Origin of the sequence: Shewanella decolorationis S12, from assembly GCF_000485795.1 — a bacterium.
Lineage (GTDB): Bacteria > Pseudomonadota > Gammaproteobacteria > Enterobacterales > Shewanellaceae > Shewanella > Shewanella decolorationis.
Genome location: NZ_AXZL01000067.1, coordinates 1 through 24,079, shown reverse-complemented (window position 1 = coordinate 24,079; position 24,079 = coordinate 1). Strand labels below are relative to the sequence as shown.

The 24,079-nt window shown below is 48.0% G+C and carries 19 protein-coding genes and 3 tRNA genes; 12 read left to right on the top strand and 10 right to left on the bottom strand.

All coding sequences use genetic code 11. The features are described 5' to 3' along the window. The first annotated feature begins 598 nt into the window (after positions 1-598). Positions 599-2,620, top strand: a complete 2,022-nt coding sequence (gene uvrB, locus SHD_RS11310; protein WP_023267232.1) for an excinuclease ABC subunit UvrB — start codon at positions 599-601, stop codon at positions 2,618-2,620. A gap of 424 nt (positions 2,621-3,044) precedes the next feature. Here the strand turns inward: uvrB and rrtA are convergent, their stop codons facing one another. Together rrtA and queC are read right to left on the bottom strand one after the other, a co-directional pair. Then, positions 3,045-3,647 (bottom strand): rhombosortase, encoded by a 603-nt coding sequence (gene rrtA, locus SHD_RS11305; RefSeq protein WP_023267230.1) that lies wholly within the window; start codon positions 3,645-3,647, stop codon positions 3,045-3,047. Then, on the bottom strand, positions 3,644-4,363 hold the full coding sequence (queC, locus tag SHD_RS11300) for a 7-cyano-7-deazaguanine synthase QueC (protein ID WP_023267229.1): 720 nt from the start codon (positions 4,361-4,363) through the stop codon (positions 3,644-3,646). Before queC ends, rrtA begins: the two co-directional genes overlap by 4 nt. A 188-nt stretch (positions 4,364-4,551) precedes the next feature. Here queC and queE point away from each other — a divergent pair, with 188 nt between their 5' ends. Beyond that, positions 4,552-5,220 (top strand): 7-carboxy-7-deazaguanine synthase QueE, encoded by a 669-nt coding sequence (queE, locus tag SHD_RS11295; RefSeq protein WP_023267228.1) that lies wholly within the window; start codon positions 4,552-4,554, stop codon positions 5,218-5,220. A 173-nt stretch (positions 5,221-5,393) separates the two neighbouring features. Here queE and SHD_RS11290 read toward each other — a convergent pair. The 3 genes from SHD_RS11290 to SHD_RS11280 all read right to left on the bottom strand — a co-directional run bounded on the left by SHD_RS11290 (position 5,394) and on the right by SHD_RS11280 (position 5,817). Beyond that, positions 5,394-5,478 (bottom strand) — tRNA-Tyr (locus SHD_RS11290). A gap of 130 nt (positions 5,479-5,608) precedes the next feature. Beyond that, positions 5,609-5,693: transfer RNA gene (locus SHD_RS11285), tRNA-Tyr, on the bottom strand. A gap of 39 nt (positions 5,694-5,732) precedes the next feature. Next, positions 5,733-5,817 (bottom strand) — tRNA-Tyr (locus tag SHD_RS11280). A gap of 125 nt (positions 5,818-5,942) precedes the next feature. On the opposite strand from SHD_RS11280, the gene SHD_RS11275 reads away from it, so the two are divergent. The 3 genes from SHD_RS11275 (at position 5,943) to SHD_RS11265 (ending at position 9,268) form a co-directional block, all read left to right on the top strand. After that, the gene (locus tag SHD_RS11275; RefSeq protein ID WP_023267226.1) at positions 5,943-6,431 is read left to right on the top strand and encodes a VC2046/SO_2500 family protein; all 489 of its coding nucleotides are present in this window, start codon (positions 5,943-5,945) and stop codon (positions 6,429-6,431) included. A 177-nt stretch (positions 6,432-6,608) separates the two neighbouring features. Beyond that, on the top strand, positions 6,609-6,896 hold the full coding sequence (locus SHD_RS11270; RefSeq protein WP_023267225.1) for a DUF406 family protein: 288 nt from the start codon (positions 6,609-6,611) through the stop codon (positions 6,894-6,896). Between the two features lie 188 nt (positions 6,897-7,084). Further along, positions 7,085-9,268: a sensor domain-containing phosphodiesterase gene (locus tag SHD_RS11265; RefSeq protein WP_039978178.1), complete on the top strand. Its 2,184-nt coding sequence runs from the start codon at positions 7,085-7,087 to the stop codon at positions 9,266-9,268. A gap of 81 nt (positions 9,269-9,349) precedes the next feature. On the opposite strand, the gene SHD_RS11260 is transcribed toward SHD_RS11265, so the two are convergent. Both SHD_RS11260 and SHD_RS11255 read right to left on the bottom strand, forming a co-directional pair. Next, positions 9,350-9,844: a YchJ family protein gene (locus SHD_RS11260; RefSeq protein WP_084294875.1), complete on the bottom strand. Its 495-nt coding sequence runs from the start codon at positions 9,842-9,844 to the stop codon at positions 9,350-9,352. A gap of 27 nt (positions 9,845-9,871) precedes the next feature. Further along, positions 9,872-10,450 carry a YybH family protein gene (locus SHD_RS11255; RefSeq protein ID WP_023267222.1) on the bottom strand — a complete coding sequence of 193 codons (579 nt, stop codon included), beginning with the start codon at positions 10,448-10,450 and terminating at the stop codon, positions 9,872-9,874. Positions 10,451-10,582: 132 nt separating this feature from the next. On the opposite strand from SHD_RS11255, the gene smrA reads away from it, so the two are divergent. Further along, positions 10,583-11,173, top strand: a complete 591-nt coding sequence (smrA, locus tag SHD_RS11250) for a DNA endonuclease SmrA (protein WP_039978177.1) — start codon at positions 10,583-10,585, stop codon at positions 11,171-11,173. Between the two features lie 143 nt (positions 11,174-11,316). Here the strand turns inward: smrA and SHD_RS11245 are convergent, their stop codons facing one another. Beyond that, positions 11,317-13,179 (bottom strand): M2 family metallopeptidase, encoded by a 1,863-nt coding sequence (locus SHD_RS11245; protein ID WP_023267220.1) that lies wholly within the window; start codon positions 13,177-13,179, stop codon positions 11,317-11,319. Between the two features lie 218 nt (positions 13,180-13,397). Here SHD_RS11245 and SHD_RS11240 point away from each other — a divergent pair, with 218 nt between their 5' ends. Both SHD_RS11240 and SHD_RS11235 read left to right on the top strand, forming a co-directional pair. Continuing rightward, positions 13,398-14,036, top strand: coding sequence for a TetR/AcrR family transcriptional regulator (locus SHD_RS11240; protein WP_039978175.1), 639 nt, complete (start codon positions 13,398-13,400; stop codon positions 14,034-14,036). A 15-nt stretch (positions 14,037-14,051) separates the two neighbouring features. Next, positions 14,052-16,331, top strand: coding sequence for an acyl-CoA dehydrogenase (locus SHD_RS11235; RefSeq protein WP_023267218.1), 2,280 nt, complete (start codon positions 14,052-14,054; stop codon positions 16,329-16,331). A gap of 135 nt (positions 16,332-16,466) precedes the next feature. On the opposite strand, the gene pyk is transcribed toward SHD_RS11235, so the two are convergent. Beyond that, positions 16,467-17,906: a pyruvate kinase gene (gene pyk / locus SHD_RS11230; RefSeq protein ID WP_023267217.1), complete on the bottom strand. Its 1,440-nt coding sequence runs from the start codon at positions 17,904-17,906 to the stop codon at positions 16,467-16,469. A gap of 185 nt (positions 17,907-18,091) precedes the next feature. Beyond that, positions 18,092-18,946, bottom strand: a complete 855-nt coding sequence (locus tag SHD_RS11225; RefSeq protein WP_011622810.1) for a MurR/RpiR family transcriptional regulator — start codon at positions 18,944-18,946, stop codon at positions 18,092-18,094. Between the two features lie 312 nt (positions 18,947-19,258). Here SHD_RS11225 and zwf point away from each other — a divergent pair, with 312 nt between their 5' ends. From zwf to SHD_RS11205, 4 genes are read left to right on the top strand one after another with little or no spacing between them, the layout of a single operon-like run. Beyond that, complete coding sequence (gene zwf, locus SHD_RS11220; RefSeq protein WP_023267216.1) at positions 19,259-20,731, top strand: glucose-6-phosphate dehydrogenase; 1,473 nt, start codon at positions 19,259-19,261, stop codon at positions 20,729-20,731. A gap of 9 nt (positions 20,732-20,740) precedes the next feature. Then, positions 20,741-21,439, top strand: coding sequence for a 6-phosphogluconolactonase (gene pgl, locus SHD_RS11215; RefSeq protein ID WP_011622808.1), 699 nt, complete (start codon positions 20,741-20,743; stop codon positions 21,437-21,439). A gap of 12 nt (positions 21,440-21,451) precedes the next feature. Continuing rightward, on the top strand, positions 21,452-23,278 hold the full coding sequence (edd, locus tag SHD_RS11210; RefSeq protein WP_023267215.1) for a phosphogluconate dehydratase: 1,827 nt from the start codon (positions 21,452-21,454) through the stop codon (positions 23,276-23,278). A 20-nt stretch (positions 23,279-23,298) separates the two neighbouring features. Beyond that, complete coding sequence (locus SHD_RS11205) at positions 23,299-23,940, top strand: bifunctional 4-hydroxy-2-oxoglutarate aldolase/2-dehydro-3-deoxy-phosphogluconate aldolase (protein ID WP_011622806.1); 642 nt, start codon at positions 23,299-23,301, stop codon at positions 23,938-23,940. Positions 23,941-24,079 lie beyond the last annotated feature (139 nt).

Here is a 24,079-nt window from a genome sequence, read left to right as displayed (position 1 = left end):
ATTCTACGATGCTAGAGTTTAAGCATAATGCTCGGCCATGTATCAGATTTTTAGAATGATCGAGGCTGTAACAAGTAGTAACATTTATCAAATGTAATTAAATTACCAAAGCCCTTCTTCCACTAACATTAGGGTGAAATACTCCTCAATCCCTCATGGTTTCTCACTTATTTCGACTTATCAACAAATTCTGTGGATAACCCTGTGAGTTGCGGCTTGAAACCGTCAGCAAAGCCTTGCTGTGCGGGCGATGGACTTAAATTGCACTATTTTGGCGATAGTTTTTTTAAGCTTTATTTTTCAAATAGATAATAATTGCAAGTCTTATCTTTTTTAGACTCGGGTTAGGTTGCAATTTTGTAAGCAAGTGAAAGTCAACTCTTGTGTATTAATTTGGCATTTCTCCTGAATTTTAGGGCGTTTTATCGCCAATTTGCGTGCGAAAACACCGTAGTCAAAAAATTTCATTTTTTATCCATTAAAATGTCACGCTTCTTGGGTATTGCAAGCGAGTGCTTGTAATTGAAAAGGGATAACTGCTGGAGCTTAATGGGCGACTTGATTAGAATGAGTCGACTAACCACAAGGATATGTTCGCGTGTCAGAATCTGTTTTTCAGCTTGAATCCCAATTCGCCCCCGCAGGGGATCAGCCAACGGCCATCGCTAAGTTGGTCGATGGCCTCGAATCTGGCCTAGCTTGCCAAACCCTTTTGGGGGTGACGGGCTCGGGTAAGACATTCACCATCGCCAATGTGATTGCCCAGCTTGGGCGCCCGACGATTATTATGGCGCCAAATAAGACGCTGGCGGCGCAGCTTTATGGCGAGATGAAAGAGTTTTTCCCCAATAATGCGGTGGAATACTTTGTCTCCTATTACGACTATTACCAGCCAGAAGCCTACGTACCCGCATCGAACACCTTTATTGAAAAGGATGCGTCGGTGAACGCCCATATCGAGCAAATGCGCCTCTCGGCCACGAAAGCACTGCTGGAGCGCAAGGATGTTGTGTTAATCGCCTCTGTATCGGCAATTTACGGCCTCGGCGATCCCGATTCCTACATGAAGATGCTGTTGCACCTACGCCAAGGCGATACCATGGGGCAGCGGGATATTCTTAAGCGCCTGAGTGAGCTGCAATATACCCGCAACGATCTCGAGTTGCAGCGTGGTACCTTCCGAGTCCGTGGTGAAGTCATCGATATTTTTCCTGCTGACTCGGATCGCTACGGTATTCGGGTAGAGCTATTTGACGATGAAATTGAACGTTTAAGCGAGTTTGACCCGTTAACGGGGCAGATAGTTAAGCGTATTGCGCGCACTACTGTATATCCGAAAACCCACTATGTGACGCCGCGTGAAAAAATCCTCGAAGCGACCGAATTAATTAAGGAAGAGCTGCGCGAGCGTAAGCAGTATCTGCTCGACAACAATAAGTTGATTGAAGCGCAGCGGATCCACGAGCGGGTGCAATACGATATCGAGATGATGGTCGAGCTGGGCTATTGCTCCGGTATTGAAAATTACTCTCGCTACTTGTCGGGTCGTGCACCGGGTGAAGGACCGCCGACCTTGCTCGATTATTTACCCGCCGATGGTTTGTTGATTATCGACGAGTCCCACGTCACTGTGCCGCAAATTGGTGCCATGTATAAGGGTGACCGTTCCCGTAAAACCACGCTTGTGGAATATGGCTTCCGTTTACCTTCGGCGCTCGATAACCGGCCATTGAAGTTTGAAGAGTTTGAGCAATTGATGCCGCAGACCATTTATGTGTCGGCAACACCAAACCCTTATGAGCTGGATAAGAGTGGCGGCGAGATTGTTGAGCAAGTGGTGCGGCCAACTGGCTTGCTCGATCCCGAGTTGGAAGTGCGTCCGGTCAGCATTCAAGTGGACGATTTACTCTCCGAGGTGGCCAAGCGCGTTGCCGTCAACGAGCGGGTGCTTGTCACCACCTTAACCAAACGCATGTCGGAGGATTTAACCGAATACCTCGACGAACACGGCGTCAAAGTCCGCTACTTACACTCTGATATCGATACCGTGGAGCGGGTGGAGATCATCCGCGATTTGCGCCTCGGTAAGTTTGATGTGCTGGTCGGTATCAACTTGTTGCGTGAAGGTTTAGACATGCCCGAGGTTTCCTTGGTCTGTATTCTCGATGCGGATAAGGAAGGCTTTTTACGTTCGGAGCGTTCGCTGATCCAGACTATTGGTCGCGCAGCGCGTAACGTCAATGGCAAGGTTATCCTCTATGCGGATAGGATCACCCAGTCGATGGCCAAGGCGATGGGCGAAACCGAGCGCCGCCGCGAGAAACAACACGCCTACAACCTTGAGCATGGCATTGTGCCAAAGGGCGTGGTCAAGCGTATAACCGACGTGATGGATGTGGACGATGGTAGAGACACTGAAAAGGGGTATAGCCAATCGTCACTGGATAAAGTGGCTGAACCTAAAGCGAAACGTTATCAGGCCGATGCGGCGCAGTTAAGCCATGATATCGACAAGCTCGAGAAGCAAATGCATGAGCATGCGCGTAACTTGGAATTTGAACAGGCGGCGGCCCTGCGTGATGAGGTGAAACGTTTACGGGAGTTGCTAATAACGGCTTAACCCAATCTGTGTCTTAGCTGAGTTAGATGCAGGACTGCGATATTAATCAAGCAGATACCAAGCTTCACTACCTAATAAAAAGCCGCCAACACAACAACGTGAGGCGGCTTTTTTATGACATGTTTTTATCAAAACAGGAGAAATTAGCGCTGCGTTTCCTTGGCTAATCTAGGGCGTGTTGACGTTTCGAGATTAGATTTTGTTCGTTCTGGCAAGCACATGCTCGCGAAACGAGGAATGATGTGTAGTTATTCTACTCAAATGACGAGTGACAAAGAGCAAGGGCTTGCCAGGCGAACCCTTCGGGCAGCATTTGGCTGGCATTTCTGCCGCGTTATCGTCCGTTTATGTAGAATAACTACACTGCACGGACTTTGCCTTGCATAAAAGCCAGCCAAACTGCTGCAAAAATAACCCTGAAACGTCAACACGCCCTAATTCGTTGGTACACAAACACCATAAGTGCGCAGATTAAGCCACAGATCAGGCCGACTAAATGCGCCTCGGTGGCGACGCGTGCACCAATCATGGCGGTCACATCATCACTGGCACCATAGAACTGTTCATGGCCGACTTTAACTATCACGCCGAGCAACAGCAAATAACCCGAGCGCATTTTGCGGCGAATATCCTGCACTGCACCAACGGTGAATAGGCCGTGTAACATGCCACTTAGCCCCACATAACCTAATAGCTGCGGATAACCCAGATACAGGCCAATGCCTTCAAATAGACAAAGCAGGATAAACAGCGCGGTTAAGCCCTTGAGCCGGTAATGAAAGTGGTGCAAAAACAACACTACCCATAATCCCGCGAGGTTCATCAGCAGGTGCCAATGATTGGTATGCAGCAGATTGCCTGTGAGCAGGCGCCACCACTGACCGTCACTGATGGCGCTGCGGCGATAGGCCAGCAGGTTATCTATGCTCGGGGTAAAAAGCCCCGCAATATATAAGAGCGCGCAGAGCAGGCTGACGATAAGCGCCAGCCAATAGGGGCCGAGTTTTTTTAACGTCAACAGTCTCACGCCTGCGGTTTACCCGTTTCAGTTGCCTTGTCGAGCGAGGCCATTACCTCTGCTTTATTTTGCAGATAATCCTCTAAGCCCCGTTTGCGAAGATGGCAGGCTGGGCAGTCACCGCAACCATCACCGACAATGCCGTTATAACAGGTCAGGGTATGGTGGCGAACTAAATCGAGTTGCTGGTATTTATCGGCCAGCGCCCAAGTTTGGGCCTTATTAAGCCACATTAATGGCGTGATGATCTCAAGCTTTTTGTCCATGCCTTGCACCAGTGCCGATTCCATCGCGCGGACAAAGTCGTGGCGACAATCGGGATAACCCGAAAAATCGGTTTCACACACGCCGGTAATAATCGCCTCGGCCCCTAATTGATAGGCGTAGATCCCCGCCAAAGTCAAAAACAGGATATTGCGGCCCGGCACAAAGGTATTGGGTAAGCCATTTTCCATTAATTCGTGGGACACGGGGATCGCATCGCGGGTGAGGGCTGAAATGGCTAACTCATTGAGTAAGCTAACATCCATCACTTTATGGCTAGTGATCTTTAAGCGCTTGGCGAGGGATTTGGCAACTTCAATTTCTTCACGGTGACGTTGACCATAATCGAAGGTGATCCCGTGGACTTCATCAAACTGAGTTAAGGCTTGAATAAGACAAGTCGTTGAGTCTTGTCCGCCACTGAAAACCACTACCACCTTTGAAACTGACGCTGCTGACATAGGATCCACTTAAATTGACACATAAAATAGGGCGTAAGTGTAACTCAGGCGCTAGGGCTTGCAAACTCTTTGCTGGCGCGTGGCGACGGGGATATTGCTTTTGGGAACACTATGCGTGAGGCGGTAAAAACTTGCAGCTGCAGCTAAAATCCTCTATAAATGCCGCCCCAGAAAAACGGAACGCAAGCATGAATTACCCAGTCAACGAAGTCTTTGAAACCATTCAAGGTGAAGGTGTCTTTACCGGAGTGCCCGCCATTTTTGTACGTTTACAGGGTTGCCCTGTGGGATGTGCTTGGTGTGATACCAAACAGACTTGGGATCTGCTTGAGGAAAACAAGGTGTCACCCGAACAAGTGATCACCGTCGATGGTTCCGTGGGGCGCTGGGCTAACCATACGGCGCAGAGTCTTATTGAGGCGTTCAACGCTAAGGGATATACGGCACGCCATGTGGTGATCACCGGTGGTGAGCCTTGCATGTACGATCTGCATGAATTAACCCACACGCTCCATGCTGCTGGCTTTGCCACTCAAATCGAGACCAGTGGTACCTTTGAAGTGAAGTGCGATGCTGATACCTGGGTGACTGTCTCGCCAAAGATCAATATGAAGGGTGGTTATAAGGTGTTAGCGCAGGCCTTGAGCCGCGCCAACGAGATAAAGCACCCGATAGCAACCGAAAATCATATCGATGAACTCGATGAGTTACTCAAAGGGATTGATGTGTCAGCGAAAACGATTTGTCTGCAACCCATCAGCCAAAAACCAAGGGCGACGGAATTAGCGATGAAGGTGTGTATTGCCCGCAACTGGCGTTTATCGATTCAAACCCACAAATACCTGAATATCGATTAATGGCCACTTAGCGCTGCGCACTTTTCTTTAACGCTCCGAATGGGGCGTTTTTTATCAGCAAAATCTATGGATTAAAGGTAATAGGATTAAGCGATAGAATAAGTTTGAATAAGTGGGAGTACGAGTGAGAAAACTTGGTGAATAACGCGAGAAAAAGTGTGATAAGAAAGAAATGGTGGAGGGAGAAGGATTCGAACCTTCGAAGGCGGAGCCGTCAGATTTACAGTCTGATCCCTTTGGCCACTCGGGAACCCCTCCACATATTTTCTTCAACTTTTAAGTCCGACTCATCGAGTCTGATTTAAAAGTTATCTTAAATCTTGGCCGGATTTAAGGGTAGAGCAAGTTTACAGCAGACCAACGATTTTCGAACCATACAAGATAAAAGTGGTGGAGGGAGAAGGATTCGAACCTTCGAAGGCGGAGCCGTCAGATTTACAGTCTGATCCCTTTGGCCACTCGGGAACCCCTCCACGAGTATCTTTTATAGCATCGTTAATTGTTAGTGCAAATGGTGGAGGGAGAAGGATTCGAACCTTCGAAGGCGGAGCCGTCAGATTTACAGTCTGATCCCTTTGGCCACTCGGGAACCCCTCCTCAATTGCGGCCGCCATAGTAGTCAGAAACCTTTGGCATGTAAAGTCTAAATATGAAAATTTTCCTAAAGTTCTGGTTCAACTGGTCGATTAACTAACAACGAGTTGTTTTAATGATGTTTTTTTATGCAAATCGATGTTCCTTTAATCAACGAAGCCCAAATAGGCTCCCGCTTAAATGCGGCAATAGAACACAACAGGCGAGGAGAGTTCGCCCTGTTGTTATCGCTATTGTCTGCAGATGCGAGGGACATGGCGCAGTTTCAATGGCAAAAAGAGCTCGATAATGCAGAAAAATTTCAACGTCAGTTTGAGTTACCGCCGAAGCAAGCACTTTTGGCAGATTTATCGACGGATAAGAATGTTATCGACAACAGTGCCGTTTTTGCAGAGCAAGGGGCGAGGGCGTTTCAGTTGCAACAGGCATTGCGCCCTGAAGCGTTAGTGATCCGTGGTGGCGAGCCTATTGCCATGGCTGAAGCCTTGAGCAACTGCGATCTCACCACACGTCTGCGCCAACGTGGGCAGTTGCCATCCCCTAAAGTGGATGTAATGCATTTTGCCGATCAACTGGCCATTCAACGTAATCTTGTGCCACTCCTTGCGAGTGCTTAAGTCTGTTTTTATACATATTTTCTTGTCTAAATTACCGCCACTAGTGTCGATACACAATAATAAGCGTGAGCTAAAGCTGAGTCTCTATTACCACAGTTACCTATAATAAAGTGTTATTGATGCAGGTTATGTATCACCCTTAAATAAAGCTATATAGCCATTAAAGAGGAAAAACAGATGAAAGGTATCATTGCAGGACAAGCGGCAACCGTGAACGATACTTGCACCGATTGTGGCAGTTTTGTGGATATAGGAGCGGTAATTGATGAACAAGATACTGCTCTCGAGTTGACCTTTACCGGGGCGCAAGCTGAGGTTGATGCGACCAATATGCTGGAACGGGCTCAAGCACGTTTTAGCCAAACTCAAGGGAATATTGTGCCAAATAATGCGGGTGCAACGTTAACACTCGTTTTTGATGTCAGTGTTGAGAAGATGATTTTCCAATTAGAAAATGGGCTATAGCACGATCTCTGTGATACAAATCAGAGTTAATTTGTAATAAAGTGTGGCCGATGTTGCTGTTTTACATGTAGATGTGTAATCTGCGTCAGCAAAAATAATGATAAATCGGCTCCATTAACTTGCCTATTTTTGGCGTGTTAGTCGCAGCAGTACCGTTTTACCCAACACGAAGTTTTGTAGGGATCAGAGTGAAGCGACGTCAGCATCAGCATTTATTAGAATCTTTAGTCCATTCTTCGGCTAAGCAGCAGGGGGACTTTACTAAAACGGCAGAATTAGCCACTGAGTTACTCTGCCAGAATTTAGCTGTTTCGCTGGTGTCGGTTTGGATTTTTTCCGCCGACCAATCGAGCCAGTCCCTTGTTGCCCAATTTGGGGCCATGGCGCTGCAAGATACTCATCGTCCGCATTCATTAAAGCTTATCCCACGCTATTTAACCGAACTCAAAAATCATCGTCATATTGATGCGGGCAACACCTTAATTGACCCGCGCTTGACTGAGTTAGTCGATAGCTACTTTATCCCTAGGCAAATTTTATCTAGCCTAGATGTGGGGATCCGGATTAATGGTCACCTTGAAGGCGTGCTCTGCATTGAACGCGCGCAAGTCACTCACCATTGGCATGACAGCGAAATTCATCTTGCTTGCCAAATGGCCGATCAGCTGGCCTTAACGCTAGCTACCAAACATACCTATGATAAAGAAGAGCGCCTAAGCTTATTTCGCTGTGCAACTGAGCAGTCACGCCAGATGAGCATGCTCATCAATCTACATACTGAAAAAGTAGAGTATGTAAACCAAGCCCATGAGGACATCACGGGTATTATGCGTGACAAGAGCATAGGTTCTAATTTACGAGATTTAGCTTTTTTTAAGCAGCACAATGAATTAGCAGAACAAACGCTCGCGCAGATTTTCAGAGGCGAGCAGGCCAAAGGCGAAGTGCAATTCAATCGTGCTGATGGAAGTCGATATTGGCTTAAGTATGTGGTCAGTCAATTCATCACCGATCGCGGCAATCATTATGCCTTAGTGTCGGGCGAAGAAAGTACGGATGAACACAACTATAAGGCGGAGCTTGAGCGTTTAGCTTGGCGTTGTAGTCTCACTGGGCTGAATAATCGCAGTCACTTTAATCGGGTTTTAGAGAAAACCACCAAGGGGTTGTTGCTGCTCGTCGATTTAGTCGCCTTTAAACGATTTAACGATACCTATGGTCACGAAAATGGCGACAGCTTGCTGATCGAAATTGGTCGGCGCTTAAAACATTTCTCTGAAATCAATAAAGCGACAGAAATCGCCCGTGTCGGTAGTGATGAGTTCGCCGTGTTACTCACCGATGATAATGCGGTTTACGATCTCGATTATTTCAGTACCCGTCTATATCAGCATTTAGCCATGCCGATTTTAATTGGTCGTGAGCAAATTGAACCTAAACCCGCACTGGCGGTTGTCGATATCGCCTCAGTGGCGAATCTGTTCGCGCCGCTAACCTGCGCCGATATCGCGGTGCAATATGCGAAGAAGAAAAAGGGCACGGCCATTCAAGTGTTTAATAGCACTTTGCTCAGTGCCTTTAAGGAAGATGCACAAATAGAGCGTGATTTGCATAGCGCCATTCGCGGTCGCCAATTTGAACTTTATTATCAGCCCTTACGGGATCTGGAGCAGCGGACTTATATCGGTGCTGAAGCTTTGATCCGTTGGCATCATCCGAAAAAAGGTGTGCTGTATCCCGGCGCCTTTATCGATATTGCCGAGCAATCTGGGATGATCAACGCCATTGGCAGTTGGGTGCTTGAGGCAGCGTGTCGACAACTCAATATTTGGCAGCACCATAATGCCGATTTGAGCATGCATGTTAACGTTTCTGCACGGCAGTTTTTTAGCGGGAACCTATATGAGCAAGTCTGGCAACTGCTGACGCGTTATCGTTTAAAGCCCAAAACCCTGATCCTTGAAATCACCGAGACGGAATTAATGGGCGACATTCGCCATGCCACGCTCTTATGTCAAGAATTGGCCGAACTGGGTGTGGGGCTGGCCATCGATGACTTTGGCACGGGCTACAGTTCGATGCGTTATCTTAAACAGTTCCCGATCAGTAAGTTAAAAATTGATCGCTCCTTTATCTCCGATCTCACCATTAGCCGCGAAAGCCAAGAAATCGTCTCGGCCATTATTGCAATGGCAAGCGCGCTCAATATTTCCTTGACTGCAGAAGGGGTTGAAACCGCCGAGCAGGAAGCATTTTTAGCCAAGAGTTTTTGTCATCAGGCGCAGGGATATTTATACAGTCCAGCGCTGCGAGAGCCCGAGTTTGCACAATTCTTATTGGCCGCGAAAGAACCTAGTCTTGTCACCCATTAACCATTCAGATTAGCCGTTCTGGCGATATAAAAACAAAAGGCAATCAATCGATTGCCTTTTGTTTTATCTGTTGGTACTTGGTTAATCCTTCATGCAGCACTGCTTAAACTTTTTACCGCTGTGGCAGACGCAGGGATCATTGCGTCCCGGTAGTTTGGCATGCATTTGATGGCCTTTAGTGTAAAACCAACAACCTTGCTCGAAGATAAACTCCGAGCGCTCGTAAATGGCATCAATCGCGCCACTCATTTTATACCACGCCTTAAAGGTTACAGTACCGTGTTTGCTGCCATCGGGGTGAATGGTTTCATCGGCGGATAACACATCAAGCCCTAACCATTGGGGATGGGGACCTTGTTGGAGCTGTTCAAGGGTTAAGCCATCGAGGTAATCTGCATGGTGCGTTTTGATAATATAATCAAAATTTTTCAACACAAAGGCGCAGTAGCGAGAGCGCATTAATTGCTCAGCACTACTCGCCAGTTGTGCGCCGGAATCGAGGCCTAGATGCAGTGCTTGGCAGCAGTCTTGGTAGGATTTTTGGCTGCCGCAAGAGCAGTTTTTATCGGGTGTTATATTCATAATACTTTAAAAAATAATCAATTACTGCTTTTTCTTTTGACTATCAGGCAACGGCGGGAACTGACGGCCATAGTAAAGATTGGGCACAGGTTTGGCATTCAAATAGAAGCTTGGTTCGGCACGGTTATTCATATCCAGAGTAACGTTCCAGCGCTGTTGAGAGTCTTTTTGAGTGCCAATTACAAATTTGCCCGCAAATTCACTCACAGGTTCACCTGTCTCTTCAGCGGGGTAAAAACGCACTAGATAATAGCCAGTGTCGAACGCGCTGTTGCCCGATAACTTACGGTTAAGCACCCGAAAATCGATATCGATTCGGGCCTTTTTATTGCGGATTTTATCGAAAAATCGCTGGTAAATAGCAACGATACTCTCGCGCCCATAATAGATTTCTTTACTTTGACTTTCAGAGAGATAGCTTGCGTCTTTCGAATAGATTTCTGCGGTAACCTCGGGGTCAAGCTCGGTAAATGCTTTAGTGAACAGCGGATAATTGGCATTGATCAGCTGATCGGTAGTCGTGGTAGTTTTGGCTTTTGTGGGAGTAGCAAAGCTTGGAAGCGACAATAGGCATATCAGGGCTAGCAGCAAAAATCTCATTACATTATTCTAATCAAGCATTCATGGCGCCACTATAATGGAGGTGCCCGCTGAACTAAAGGGTTGAATGTTTACAAAGTGTGTTTCTGTTCTAAAAGTACACACTGAGCGTTAAGAGTGGAGGAGCTTGCCATGCTAGATGATGAATCGGCACTGTTTTTTGAAGAAATGGCGGGAGTTGTGCCACTTAAGGGCGATGTTAAGGCGGTGAATCTACAACCTAAGGCATTAACGGATGAGCAGCTTCAACGCCGTGAAGCGCTGCAACGTGAAGCCTATTTGGCCTGTATGCCCTTGGATTTAAGCTTGATCCCGATTATTGCGCCCGATGATATTGCTAGTTTTAAGCGCGAAGGGGTGCAGGGGGCGGTATTTAAGCGCCTAAGGCTTGGGCAATACAGCATTAAGATGGAGCTAGATGTACATGCCTACCGTTTGAGTCAGGCCCGTGAGGCGTTGCTCAATTATTTGCTAGCGGCGCAGGCCCATGGTGAACGCTGTGTCATGCTTATCCATGGCAAGGGCCATAACAGTAAACCCGTGGCCGGACTGCTAAAATCTGCTGTCTGCCATTGGTTATCTCAACTTGATATGGTACTGGCCTATCATTCGGCGAAAACCGAGCAGGGCGGTACGGGCGCCTTGTATGTGATGCTAACTAAATCCGAACAGCTTAAGATTGAGAATAAAGAGGCAAATCGTAAGGGAATGGGTTGGCGTTAATAGGTTTGTGAGCGCATTGATTTTTCTGATAGTTACTCGCGTTCGTTATTAATGCCGAAGCTTAAAAAGAAAATGCCCAACATCGTTGGGCATTTTTATCGGTTTAGTTTAAGGCGCGGATATAACTGGCACTTGAGGCTTAATTACCAGCCACATTGACGATTCGCCGCCGTGTTTTGCTCATCGAGCCAGATTTTAAGCGGCGCAAAATAATCGAGCACGGCTTTGGCATCCATTCCCTCGGTACCCGTTACTTCTTTTAAGGCAACAGGCCAAGGTTGGCTTGCACCCAGCTCTAACATTTTATTGAGTTTTTCCCCAGCGGCTTGATTGCCATAAATACTGCATCTGTGCACAGGCCCTTTATCGCCAGCGGTATCACACAGCGCTTTATGGAACTGGAATTGCAGAATATGCGCGAGGAAGTAGCGAGTATAAGGCACGTTACCGGGCACATGGTACTTGGCACCTGGGTCAAAATCGGCTTCAGTGCGGTCTGTCGGCGCCTTAACGCCTTGGTATTTCTCCCTTAATTCCCACCAGGCTTGGTTATATTGCGCTGGAGTGATTTCACCGCTAAAGACTTTCCAGCGCCACTGGTCAATCATCAAACCAAAGGGTAGGAAGGCGATTTTATCCAGAGCTTGCTTTAACAATAAGCCAATATCCTTGGAAGCATCGGGCACGTCTTCGAGCAAACCAATCTGTTTTAGATAGCTTGGGGTGATAGATAGCGCGATTGTGTCACCAATGGCCTCATGGAAACCATCATTGGCACTGTTTTTAAACAGGAAAGGCTGCTGTTTATAGGCACGTTGATAGAAGTTGTGTCCAAGCTCGTGGTGAATAACGGTAAAGTCTTCAGCGGTTTTCTGGATACACATCTTGATGCGAATATCGTCGAGATTGTCTAAATCCCACGCCGAGGCATGACAAACGACATCACGATCCTTAGGTTGTAAGAATAAAGAGCGGCTCCAGAAACTGTCCGGCAGCGGCGCAAAGCCTAACGAGGTGAAAAAGCTTTCAGCTTGTTTGACCATCTTGTGCTCATCATAGCCTTTCTGCTCGAGCAATTCTGTCACGTCGTAGCCAGGATCGGCATCGTCTGGGGCGACGAGATCGTACACATTACCCCATTGCTGCGCCCACATATTTCCCAATAAGTGGGCGGGAATAGGGCCTGTTTTTGGCGCGATAGCGTCACCGTATTCGTTATTCAGTTCGCCGCGAACATAACAATGCAGGGATTCGTAGAGGGGCTTAACTTGACCCCATAAACGGTCCAATTCCTGCGAAAATTCATCGGGTTTCATATCGTATTGGCTGCGCCATAACTCAGAGAGGTTAGCGTAACCTAGATCTTTTGCCCCTTCGTTGGCGAGTTCGACTTCACGTTGAAATAGCGGGCGCATCGGTTTTGCAATTTCACGCCAGCCTTTCCACGCCTCAAGCAGCTTGGCTGGGTCTCGCGATTCCGCCATCAGGCTCGACAGCTCTGGCTGGGTCATACACTTGCCATCGGCGAAACAGTATTTGCCTTTCCCGTAGAGTCCATTGAGCTCGGAGCTGATTTGCGCGAGCTCAGCATTTTTTGCAGGATCAAGCGGCGCGGGTAACACGAGTGCGCTGCGCAGAATATTCAGTTTGCGGGCATTGGCCGGATCGAGTTCCACATTGGCGTATTTGGCAGCTTCGGTAGCGAAGTTGACCGAAGCGGCACTGACTTTTTCACCCACTGCGGCCGATAGCGCAGCGGTATCTTCGGTGATGAAGTTGCTGTAAATCCATTCGGCGCGATTCGCTTCGATAGAGAGCTGTGCCATCTGGGCTTCAGCATCTTGAATAAAGGCGATGGCCTGTGCTTTATCGGGGGCGGCATTAGTTGCAGCAGGTGCCGCTGCAGTAGCTTCGGCCTTGCTTTGGGCATCATTACAGGCGGTTAAGCCTAAGGTGAGCGCTATAGTGAGTGCGAGCGTGGTGGGACGATTCAATAGAATAGCCATGTATTGCAGTCCTTTGTTGTTTTTGTGTTAAGCATTCTACCTAAGCACAGTGTTTTTTGCACAGGACTTGATGACTTTTCATGGTTTTTTGCAACGGATGTGAGTGGGCTGTTAATCCATGCCAGCAAGGCGCAGCTTATTTGGCCATTTTTCGTTTGACAACTCCCATACCAATGTTTAATTTAAACGAGTGTTTTAAATTAATTCAAGGTCACGGAATGGCAAGTCGATCCGATACAAAAACGAGAATACTTGATGCCGCAGAGAAGCTTTTTGCCGAAAGGGGGTTTTCTGAGACGTCATTGCGACTTATCACCAGCAAGGCGGAGGTTAACTTAGCCTCGGTGAATTATCACTTTGGCTCTAAAAAAGAGTTAATCCGCGCCGTGTTAGCCCGTTATTTAGACGTATTTATGCCCGCCGCATCGACGGCCATAAAGCGTTTACATACTGCGCCAACACAGGCTTCGTTAGAGGAAATTCTTTCTGCATTAGTCGATCCATTATTGGATTTGAACGAGCTGCGCACCGAAGGCACGACAATTTTCCTGCAATTGCTGGGTCGCGGTTACATTGAAAGCCAAGGGCATCTGCGTTGGTTTATCACTACCCATTATGGGCAGCATTTAGACACCTTTGTGAAAGCTGTTTCCGCCAGTGCACCGCATATTCCTCCTGCTGAAATGTTTTGGCGCTTACACTTTACCCTAGGCACGATTGTTTTCACTATGGCGTCAGCCGATGCGCTGAATGATATTGCCGCGGCCGAATTTGGTGAGCATAACGACATCGAAGCCGTGATCCGTAAAGTGATCCCCTACATGGCTGCGGGCGTATCAGTTCCCGTGGCTTCTTAATAAAAGGTCTTGATTATGTTGACGATTATAATTATTGCCCTGATTGCGATTATTGCGCTGTTTGCAGTAAAAAGCCTTCGGATGCAATTTATCACCCAGCCAGTTTTTCACTTCTTTAAAAAAGTATTACCGCCATTATCCGATACCGAGCGCGAAGCGATGGAAGCGGGCGATGTGTGGTGGGAAGGCGAGCTATTCCGCGGTAATCCTAACTGGAATACCCTGCACAGCTACGGTAAACCCACTCTTACGGCTGAAGAGAAAGACTTTATCGATAATCAGGTGATGACTGCCCTGAAGATGATCGATGATTTCGACATCGTGCATAACCGTAAGGATTTGCCACCAGAGCTGTGGGACTACTTTAAGAAAGAAGGCTTCTTTGCGCTGATCATCCCGAAAAAGTTTGGTGGTCGTGCGTTTTCTGCCTACGCCAACTCAACAATTGTAAGTAAATTAGCCAGCCGTAGCGTGAGTGCTGCGGTCACTGTGATGGTGCCAAACTCATTAGGCCCTGGCGAGCTTTTGACTCACTATGGCACTAAAGAGCAAAAGGAGCGCTGGTTACCTGCATTAGCTAAGGGGGATGAGATCCCATGCTTTGCATTAACAGGCCCAGAAGCGGGCAGTGATGCGGGCGCAATCCCCGATGTGGGCATTGTTTGCCGCGGTGAGTTTAACGGCGAAGAAGTCTTAGGTCTTAAGTTAACCTGGGACAAGCGTTATATCACCCTTGCTCCTGTGGCTACCGTATTAGGTTTAGCCTTCCAGATGCGTGACCCTGATGGTCTGCTTGGCGATAAAAAGAATTTGGGCATTACCTGCGCCTTGATCCCAACCGAGCATCCAGGTGTAGTGATTGGCCGTCGTCATAATCCGCTGAACATGGCGTTTATGAACGGAACCACTAAGGGCGAAGAAGTCTTTATTCCGCTGGATTGGATCATCGGTGGCCCAGAGTTTGCGGGCAGAGGCTGGCGCATGCTGGTTGAATGTTTATCGGCGGGTCGCGGTATTTCTCTGCCTGCATTGGCTACGGCTTCTGGCCATATGGCGACCAAAACCACCACGGCTTACAGCTATGTGCGCCATCAATTTGGTATGGCGATTGGCAACTTTGAAGGTGTTCAGGAAGCGCTGGCGCGCATTATCGCAAATACCTATCAATTGGAAGCGGCGCGCCGTTTAACTACGACGGGTATCGATCTTAAAGTTAAACCTTCAGTCGTGACGGCGATTGCCAAATTCCACATGACTGAACTGGGCCGCGCGGTGATGAACGATGCGATGGATATTCAGTCGGGTAAGGGCATCCAATTAGGACCTAAAAACTACTTAGGTCACCCTTATATGTCGAATCCTATTTCGATCACCGTTGAAGGGGCGAATATTTTGACGCGTTCCTTGATGATCTTTGGTCAAGGTGCGACCCGTTGCCATCCTTATGTGTTGGCTGAAATGGAAGCCGCGGCGATGGAAAACGAGCATGATGCGCTCGAGCGTTTCGACTCGCTGTTAATGGGCCATATGGGTTACGCCACTCGCAACGCGTTCAGTGCCTTATTCAACGCCTTGACTGCCAGCCGTTTCGGCAGTGCGCCAGTGAGCGGCGAAACCAAGCAATATTACAAAGACATGTCGCGCATTTCATCGGCATTAGCCTTGATGACAGATATTTCAATGCTGATCATGGGCGGCGATTTGAAGCGTAAGGAAATGCTGTCGGCACGTATGGGTGATGTGTTAAGCCAGCTGTACTTAGGCTCTGCCACCTTAAAATTGTTTGAAGACAATGGCCGTCAACAGGACGATTTACCCGCGGTGCGTTATGTGATGGCAAATCGCCTACATTTAGCGGCTAAAGCGCTCGAAGAGGTGATCCGTAACTTCCCGAACCGTCCATTTGCCTGGTTGCTACGTGCGCTGATTTTCCCAATCGGCAACCATTTCAACGCCCCGAGCGATAAAATGGCGACCGAATTGGTCTCTGGCATGCTAAAACCAAGTCCTGCCCGTGAACGTATTACTTTCCTATGCCCTGAGTTTGAAGGCGATGTGGGTGGTATTGCAGAGGTTGAACAGGCCTTCGTGGCGCAATATGCCTGTAAAGATATTTACAAGAAGCTCAAGAAAGCACAACGCGCCGGTGAGTTGCCAGCCAAAGTGCCTAATTTGGTGTTATTTGCTAAAGCGTTGGAGCAGGGCACGGTTACTGAAGATGAGCATCAAAAGCTGTTACATGCCGATAAGCTGCGTTTAGCGGCCATCAATGTGAACGATTTTGAAGCGCTATAATCGGGTCGGCTAGCGCGACTACAATCGTTTCTAGCCGTGACAAGTGATAAAAAAACCACCTCAATTGAGGTGGTTTTTGTTTTTAAGCTTGATGACTCTTAGCCTTTACGTCTAGCTAATGCCAATCAACAAAGATTAAGCAACGATCAACACTTTACAAGTGTTAGTGCCGCCGATGGTTTCCATCGCATCGCCCTTGGTCATTAATACCAAGTCGCCGCTTTGCAGGTAACCCGCAGTTGTTAATGATTCCAGCGCTTTTTGCGCTAATTCATCGGCAGGATAAATGGTTGAGTCGAAGTAAATCGGTAACACGCCACGGTACAGTGCCATCTTCGCTAGGGTTGTCTCATGACGTGATAGACCTAGGATAGGTAAAGATGAGCTGATACGTGACATCAGTTTAGGTGTTGCGCCAGACTCAGTTAAGGCGATAATCGCTTTAACGCCTTCTAAGTGGTTAGCGGCATACATTGTCGATAGTGCAATCGTTTCTTCAACTGAAGTGAAACGTGCATCTAATCTGTGCTTAGACACTTTCACGCTAGGGTGAGATTCGGCACCGATACACACATTTGCCATCGCCTTCACGGTTTCTTCTGGGAAGTCACCTGCTGCAGTTTCGGCAGACAGCATCACAGCGTCAGTACCATCGAGTACGGCGTTGGCTACGTCCATAACTTCCGCACGCGTTGGCATTGGGCTCGAAATCATTGACTCCATCATTTGAGTCGCAGTGATCACGATTTTATTCAGTTGACGAGAGCGAGCAATAAGCTTTTTCTGCACTGCAACCAGTGCCGCATCACCAATCTCAACCCCCAAATCACCACGGGCAACCATAACGACGTCAGAGGCTAAAATCACATCATCCATCGCTTCTTCACTAGCAACGGCTTCAGCACGTTCTACTTTTGCTACGATCAGTGCATTGCTGCCAGCTTGTTGCGCTAAAGAACGCGCGTATTCCAGATCGGCGCCGCTACGTGGGAAAGACACTGCTAAGTAATCCACTTGGATCATCGCCGCAGTCAGAATGTCTGCCTTGTCTTTTTCAGTCAGTGCCGCAGCCGATAGGCCACCACCTTGTTTGTTGATCCCTTTATTGTTTGATAGAGGGCCAGCAACGGTAACAGTCGTGTGCACTTTACGACCTTCAACGCGTTCAACACGCAGTTGCACACGGCCGTCGTCGAGCATCAGGATATCACCAACATTCACATCGTCTGGCAATTGCTTGTAGTCGATACCGACTTGATTCTCGTCGCCTTCGCCTTTGGGGAGTTCAGCGTCAAGAATATAAGCTTGGCCTAATTTCAGTTGGACTTTCTTGTTGTCTTTAAAGGTAGATACACGGATCTTAGGACCTTGTAAGTCACCTAAAATAGCAACATGTACACCTAATTCTTTTGCAATTTCGCGAGCTTGAGTAGCGCGTTTGAGATGATCTTCGGGGGAGCCGTGGGAGAAGTTTAGACGAACAACGTTTGCACCTGCCGCGATAATACGGCGTAAGTTATCGTCACGGTCAGTGGCGGGGCCCAGAGTGGTGACGATTTTGGTTCTGCGGAACATAAGATACTCCGTTAAAGTTAAAAAAATCTTGGGACTATATTAGCATGCAATTCCAAATTATGTAGTAAAGTTACAATCAAATTGATCTAAAGTTATGTTTCAAATTTGTGAGGTATCGCTGAAATTTGCTTTAAAAAAGGCTAGACGGACGATTTGCACTAGCCTTTTTTAAGATAGGAAGTGAATTACAGTATCGGATCTTTATTGATACGAGACTCTTTCAACACTTCTTTCACACGTTTTAAATTGTCACGGAAACGCGGGCCGCGGCGTAGGGTAAAACCAGTCGCCAATACATCTATAGTCACCAATTGCGCTAAACGCGAGGCCATGGGTAAATACATATCGGTATCTTCTGGCACTTCCATCGTCACGGGCAGTGTACATTCCATGGATAACGGTGAGTTACGAGCCGTAATACCAATCACTGCCGCACCGTTTTCTCTCGCTAAACGCGCTATTTCAATCAATGACTTAGTGCGACCAGTATGGGAAATCAGCACCACAACGTCGCCTTCATTGCTGTTAATGCAGCTCATGCGTTGCATCAGAACATCGTCAAAACAGATGACAGGCACATTAAAACGGAAAAATTTATTCTGGGCGTCATGGGCAACAGAGGCCGACGCGCCTAAACCAAAGAAGGAGATGGTTTTGGCTTGAGTCAGAATATCCACTGCTTTATTGATGGCAGTGACGTCTAAGCTTTGACGCGCGGTATCTAAGGAAGCCATTGAAGATTCGAAAATTTTTGTCGTGTAAGACTCAGGAGAGTCATCTTCTTCGACGTGGCGGCTCACATAAGGTGTACCGTTAGCGAGACTTTGTGCCAGATGTAACTTAAAATCAGGAAAGCCTTTAGTATCTAAGCGGCGACAGAAACGGTTCACAGTAGGTTCACTGACATCTGCCATCTTAGCTAAAGTGGCGATGCTGGAGTGAATAGCCGTTTGCGGAGAGGCTAAGATCACCTCTGCAACCTTGCGTTCTGACTTACTAAAATGGGTGAGGCTTTTTTGAACCTTTTCTAGGGTATTCATACGCGTACGTCCGCTAAATTGAGAATGTAATTTTATTTATTTTTGTTTAGTGCTGTTGATCTGTTTCAGGATCTCACTAATCGACATTGCTTAAGTAAGTTTTAAGTACATTTTTGAAATAAGAATTTACTATCATCAGTAATTTAAGCACAAAAAGCATATCAGATTTATGCCCTAGGTGCCTAGTTAGCAAGATTGTTAATATTGATAAAAATAGATGCATTTAACAAATTCTGTTGTTATATTACAACAAAAGTGTGGACTTCTTCATTGGCATGAAGGGACACGACATACAAAGGAGAGCGTAACGCAATGGGCAAAACAACATCAGGCGCCAAAGCTTGTGACTTCGTACTCTTTGGTACTAAAGGCGACTTGGCACGACGCAAGTTGTTACCTTCTTTATACCAGCTAGATAAAGCTGAACTTCTAGATAAAAACACCAAAGTGATTGGGGTTGCTAAAGATGAGTTCAGTCAGGATGAATTTAGAGAACTCGTCATCCTTGCGCTAAAAACCTTCGTTAAAGAACCCCTCTGCGAAGAAACACTCCAACGCTTCTTGTCCCGCTGCCATTATGTCGGCACGAATTTTACTGAATCAGCAGGCTACAGCGCCTTCCATGAATTGCTCAAACCAGAAGAGCGCGTCATGGTCAGTTACTTTGCCACCCCCCCTGCGATTTTTGGCGATATCTGCCGCTGTTTACACGAACAAAATCTTATCCATAGCGATTCTCGCGTGGTACTCGAAAAGCCCATTGGCTCCGATCTCGCTTCTTCCCGCGTGATTAACGATCAAGTTTCTGCCTACTTCAAAGAAAACCAAGTTTATCGTATCGACCATTACTTAGGTAAAGAGACGGTACAAAACCTGATTGCGCTGCGTTTTGCTAACTCGTTATTCGCGTCTAAGTGGGATAACCGGACCATTGATCATGTGCAGATCACCGTTGCCGAAGAAGTGGGTATCGAAGGCCGTTGGGGTTACTTCGATAAAGCCGGTCAGATGCGCGATATGATCCAAAACCACTTACTGCAAGTGTTGACACTGGTTGCGATGGATCCTCCTGTTAACTTAGATGCCGACAGTATTCGCGATGAAAAAGTGAAGGTTCTTAAGTCGCTGCGCCCAATCAATGCCGACAATGTGTATGAAAACACTGTCCGTGGTCAGTACAGTGCGGGCTTCCTCAAGGGCAGTCCAGTGCCAGGCTATTTAGAGGAAGAGGGCGCCAACCTTCAGTCCCACACCGAAACCTTTGTGGCGCTGCGTGTTGATATCGACAACTGGCGCTGGGCAGGCGTGCCATTTTATCTGCGTAGCGGTAAACGCATGCCGTTCAAGAGCTCTGAAATTGTGGTGTATTTTAAAAATCCACCACACAACTTGTATCGCTCAAGCTACCGTAACTTGCCACCTAACAAGTTAACTATCCGTCTACAACCACACGAAGGGGTTGAGATCCAGATGATGAACAAGGTGCCGGGGCTAGAGCAGAAACAACGTTTACAAACCACCAAACTCGACTTGAGTTTCTCGGATACCTTTAAAAACGAGCGTATCGCCGATGCTTACGAGCGTCTGTTGCTCGAAGCCATGCTCGGTAACCAAGCGCTGTTCGTTCGCCGCGACGAAGTGGAACAAGCTTGGACTTGGGTGGATGGCATCATCCAATCATGGGAACAAAGCAACGAGAAACCGAAACCTTATCCTGCGGGCACTTGGGGACCTGTAGCGTCGGTCGCGCTGATCACCAAAGACGGCCGTTCGTGGGATGAATAGGGGGCTTCGATGATTAAAGAAACCGTATTTAAATCCTTTGATACACCCGCAGCACTTGAGCAACAGTTGGCGAATAAGATCGCCAGCCAGTTGCAAGAGGCCGTGGATGCCCGTGGTAAGGCAAGCTTAGTCGTCTCCGGCGGCTCAACACCACTGAAACTGTTTGAACTCCTCAGCATGAAATCTATCGATTGGAGTGATGTTTATGTCACGCTCGCCGATGAGCGCTGGGTAGATGTGGAAGACAGTGCATCGAATGAGCGTTTAGTGCGCGAACATTTACTGCAAAACCGTGCGGCCAATGCCAAGTTCCGCGGATTGAAGAATATGTTTTCCACCGCAGAAGCGGGCGCAGATATGACAGCCGAGTCGCTGTCTAATTTCCCGCGTCCCTTCGATGTAGTGGTGCTGGGTATGGGCAATGATGGTCACACTTGCTCATGGTTCCCTTGCAGCGCCGAACTAAATGATGCCTTGAGCACTCAAGCCCTGTGTGTGGCAACCAATCCCACCACGGCGCCCCACGGCCGGATCACATTATCTAAGAATGCGATCCTCAATAGCAGACAGATTTATCTGCATTTGGTCGGGGAACAGAAATTATCCGTATATCGTCAAGCCTTAGAAAATGATGATGTTAATGCTATGCCCATCAGAGCCGTGTTAGCGCAGCGTAAAACGCCCGTTGACGTGTTCTGGAGCGCTTAAGGAGTCACTCTCATGCACTCAGTCGTTCAATCTGTTACCGACAGAATTATTGCCCGTAGCAAAGCATCTCGTGAGGCGTATTTAGCCGCGTTAAATGATGCTCGTAACCATGGCGTACACCGTAGCTCGTTAAGCTGCGGTAACTTAGCCCACGGTTTTGCTGCTTGTAGTCCAGATGACAAAAATGCATTGCGTCAACTGACCAAAGCCAACATCGGGATTATTACCGCATTCAACGATATGTTGTCTGCGCACCAACCCTATGAAACCTATCCTGAACTGCTGAAAAAAGCCTGTCAGGAAGTGGGCAGTGTTGCACAGGTCGCTGGTGGTGTACCAGCTATGTGTGACGGTGTGACTCAAGGTCAACCTGGGATGGAACTGAGCTTACTGAGTCGTGAAGTGATTGCTATGGCGACGGCGGTGGGCTTATCCCACAACATGTTTGATGGCGCCTTATTGCTGGGTATTTGCGACAAAATCGTGCCGGGTTTATTGATTGGCGCCTTAAGTTTTGGTCATTTACCCATGCTGTTTGTGCCCGCAGGCCCAATGAAGTCGGGTATTCCTAACAAGGAAAAGGCCCGTATTCGTCAGCAATTTGCCCAAGGCAAAGTCGATAGAGCGCAGCTGCTTGAGGCCGAGGCGCAGTCTTACCACAGCGCTGGCACTTGTACTTTCTACGGTACGGCGAACTCGAACCAGCTGATGCTCGAAGTCATGGGGCTACAATTACCGGGTTCATCCTTCGTGAATCCTGACGATCCACTGCGCGAAGCCCTGAATAAAATGGCGGCCAAGCAGGTGTGTCGCTTGACCGAGCTGGGCACTCAATACAGCCCAATCGGTGAAGTGGTTAACGAGAAATCCGTGGTGAACGGTATTGTGGCGCTACTGGCAACCGGTGGCTCAACTAACTTGACCATGCACATTGTGGCGGCGGCGCGTGCGGCCGGCATTATCGTGAACTGGGATGATTTTTCTGAATTATCTGACGCGGTTCCGTTACTGGCCCGTGTTTATCCAAACGGTCATGCGGACATTAACCACTTCCACGCCGCGGGCGGTATGGCTTTCCTGATCAAGGAATTACTCGATGCAGGTTTGCTGCATGAGGATGTTAATACTGTGGCAGGCTTTGGTTTACGTCGCTACACCCAAGAGCCCAAATTACTCGATGGCGAGCTGCGCTGGGTCGATGGTCCAACCGTGAGCTTAGATACCGAAGTGTTAACGTCTGTCGCTTCGCCTTTCCAAAACAACGGTGGCTTAAAACTGCTTAAGGGCAACTTGGGTCGCGCTGTGATTAAAGTCTCAGCCGTACAAGAAAAACACCGTGTAGTTGAAGCGCCTGCCGTGGTGATTGACGATCAAAACAAACTCGATGCGCTGTTTAAATCTGGCGCGTTAGACCGAGATTGCGTGGTAGTGGTTAAAGGCCAAGGGCCAAAAGCCAACGGTATGCCAGAGCTGCACAAGTTAACGCCGCTGTTAGGTTCTTTGCAGGACAAAGGCTTTAAAGTGGCACTGATGACCGACGGTCGTATGTCGGGCGCATCGGGCAAAGTACCTGCGGCGATTCACTTAACGCCAGAGGCTATCGATGGCGGGCTGATTGCTAAAGTGCAAGATGGCGATCTTATTCGTGTCGACGCGCTGACCGGTGAGCTGAGCTTATTAGTTTCAGATGCCGAACTTGCCGCGAGAACCGCCGCTGAAATCGATTTACGCCAGTCACGCTATGGTATGGGACGTGAGCTATTTGGGGCACTGCGTTCAAATTTAAGCAGTCCAGAAACCGGTGCGCGCAGTACCAGCGCCATTGACGAACTTTATTAATACAAAGGAAGAATACCGCAATGCTTGAGAATAACTGGTCATTACAACCACAAGATATTTTTAAACGCAGCCCTATTGTTCCTGTTATGGTCATTAACAAGATTGAACATGCGGTGCCGTTGGCTAAAGCCTTAGTCGCTGGCGGGATCAGCGTGTTGGAAGTGACATTACGTACTCCATGCGCCCTTGAAGCTATCACTAAGATCGCCCAAGAAGTGCCTGAAGCGCTTGTCGGTGCAGGCACCATTTTAAATGAAGCCCAGCTCGATCAAGCGATTGCTGCCGGTGCGCAATTTATTATTACCCCAGGTGCAACGGTCGAACTGCTTAAAGCCGGGATGCAAGGCCCAGTGCCTTTGATCCCTGGTGTTGCCAGCATCTCCGAAGTGATGACGGGCATGGCGCTTGGTTACACTCACTTTAAATTCTTCCCGGCGGAAGCCTCGGGTGGTGTGGACGCGCTAAAAGCATTCTCTGGCCCATTAGCAGATATCCGTTTCTGCCCAACGGGTGGAATTACGCCAAGCAGCTATAAAGATTACTTAGCGCTGAAGAATGTGGATTGTATCGGCGGCAGCTGGATTGCCCCAACCGATGCGATGGAGCAGGGCGATTGGGCTAGAATCACTCAACTGTGTAAAGATGCGATTGGCGGGCTCTAAACCGCTTAAGTGTTGATCTCACAGATAATAAAAAACCACCTTGCGGTGGTTTTTTATTTTTAGCCCAAAACCACCTACTTCAGTAGGTGGTTATCATCATTTGAGGCTTTGCCTGTATACCTACCCATGTTAAATGCAT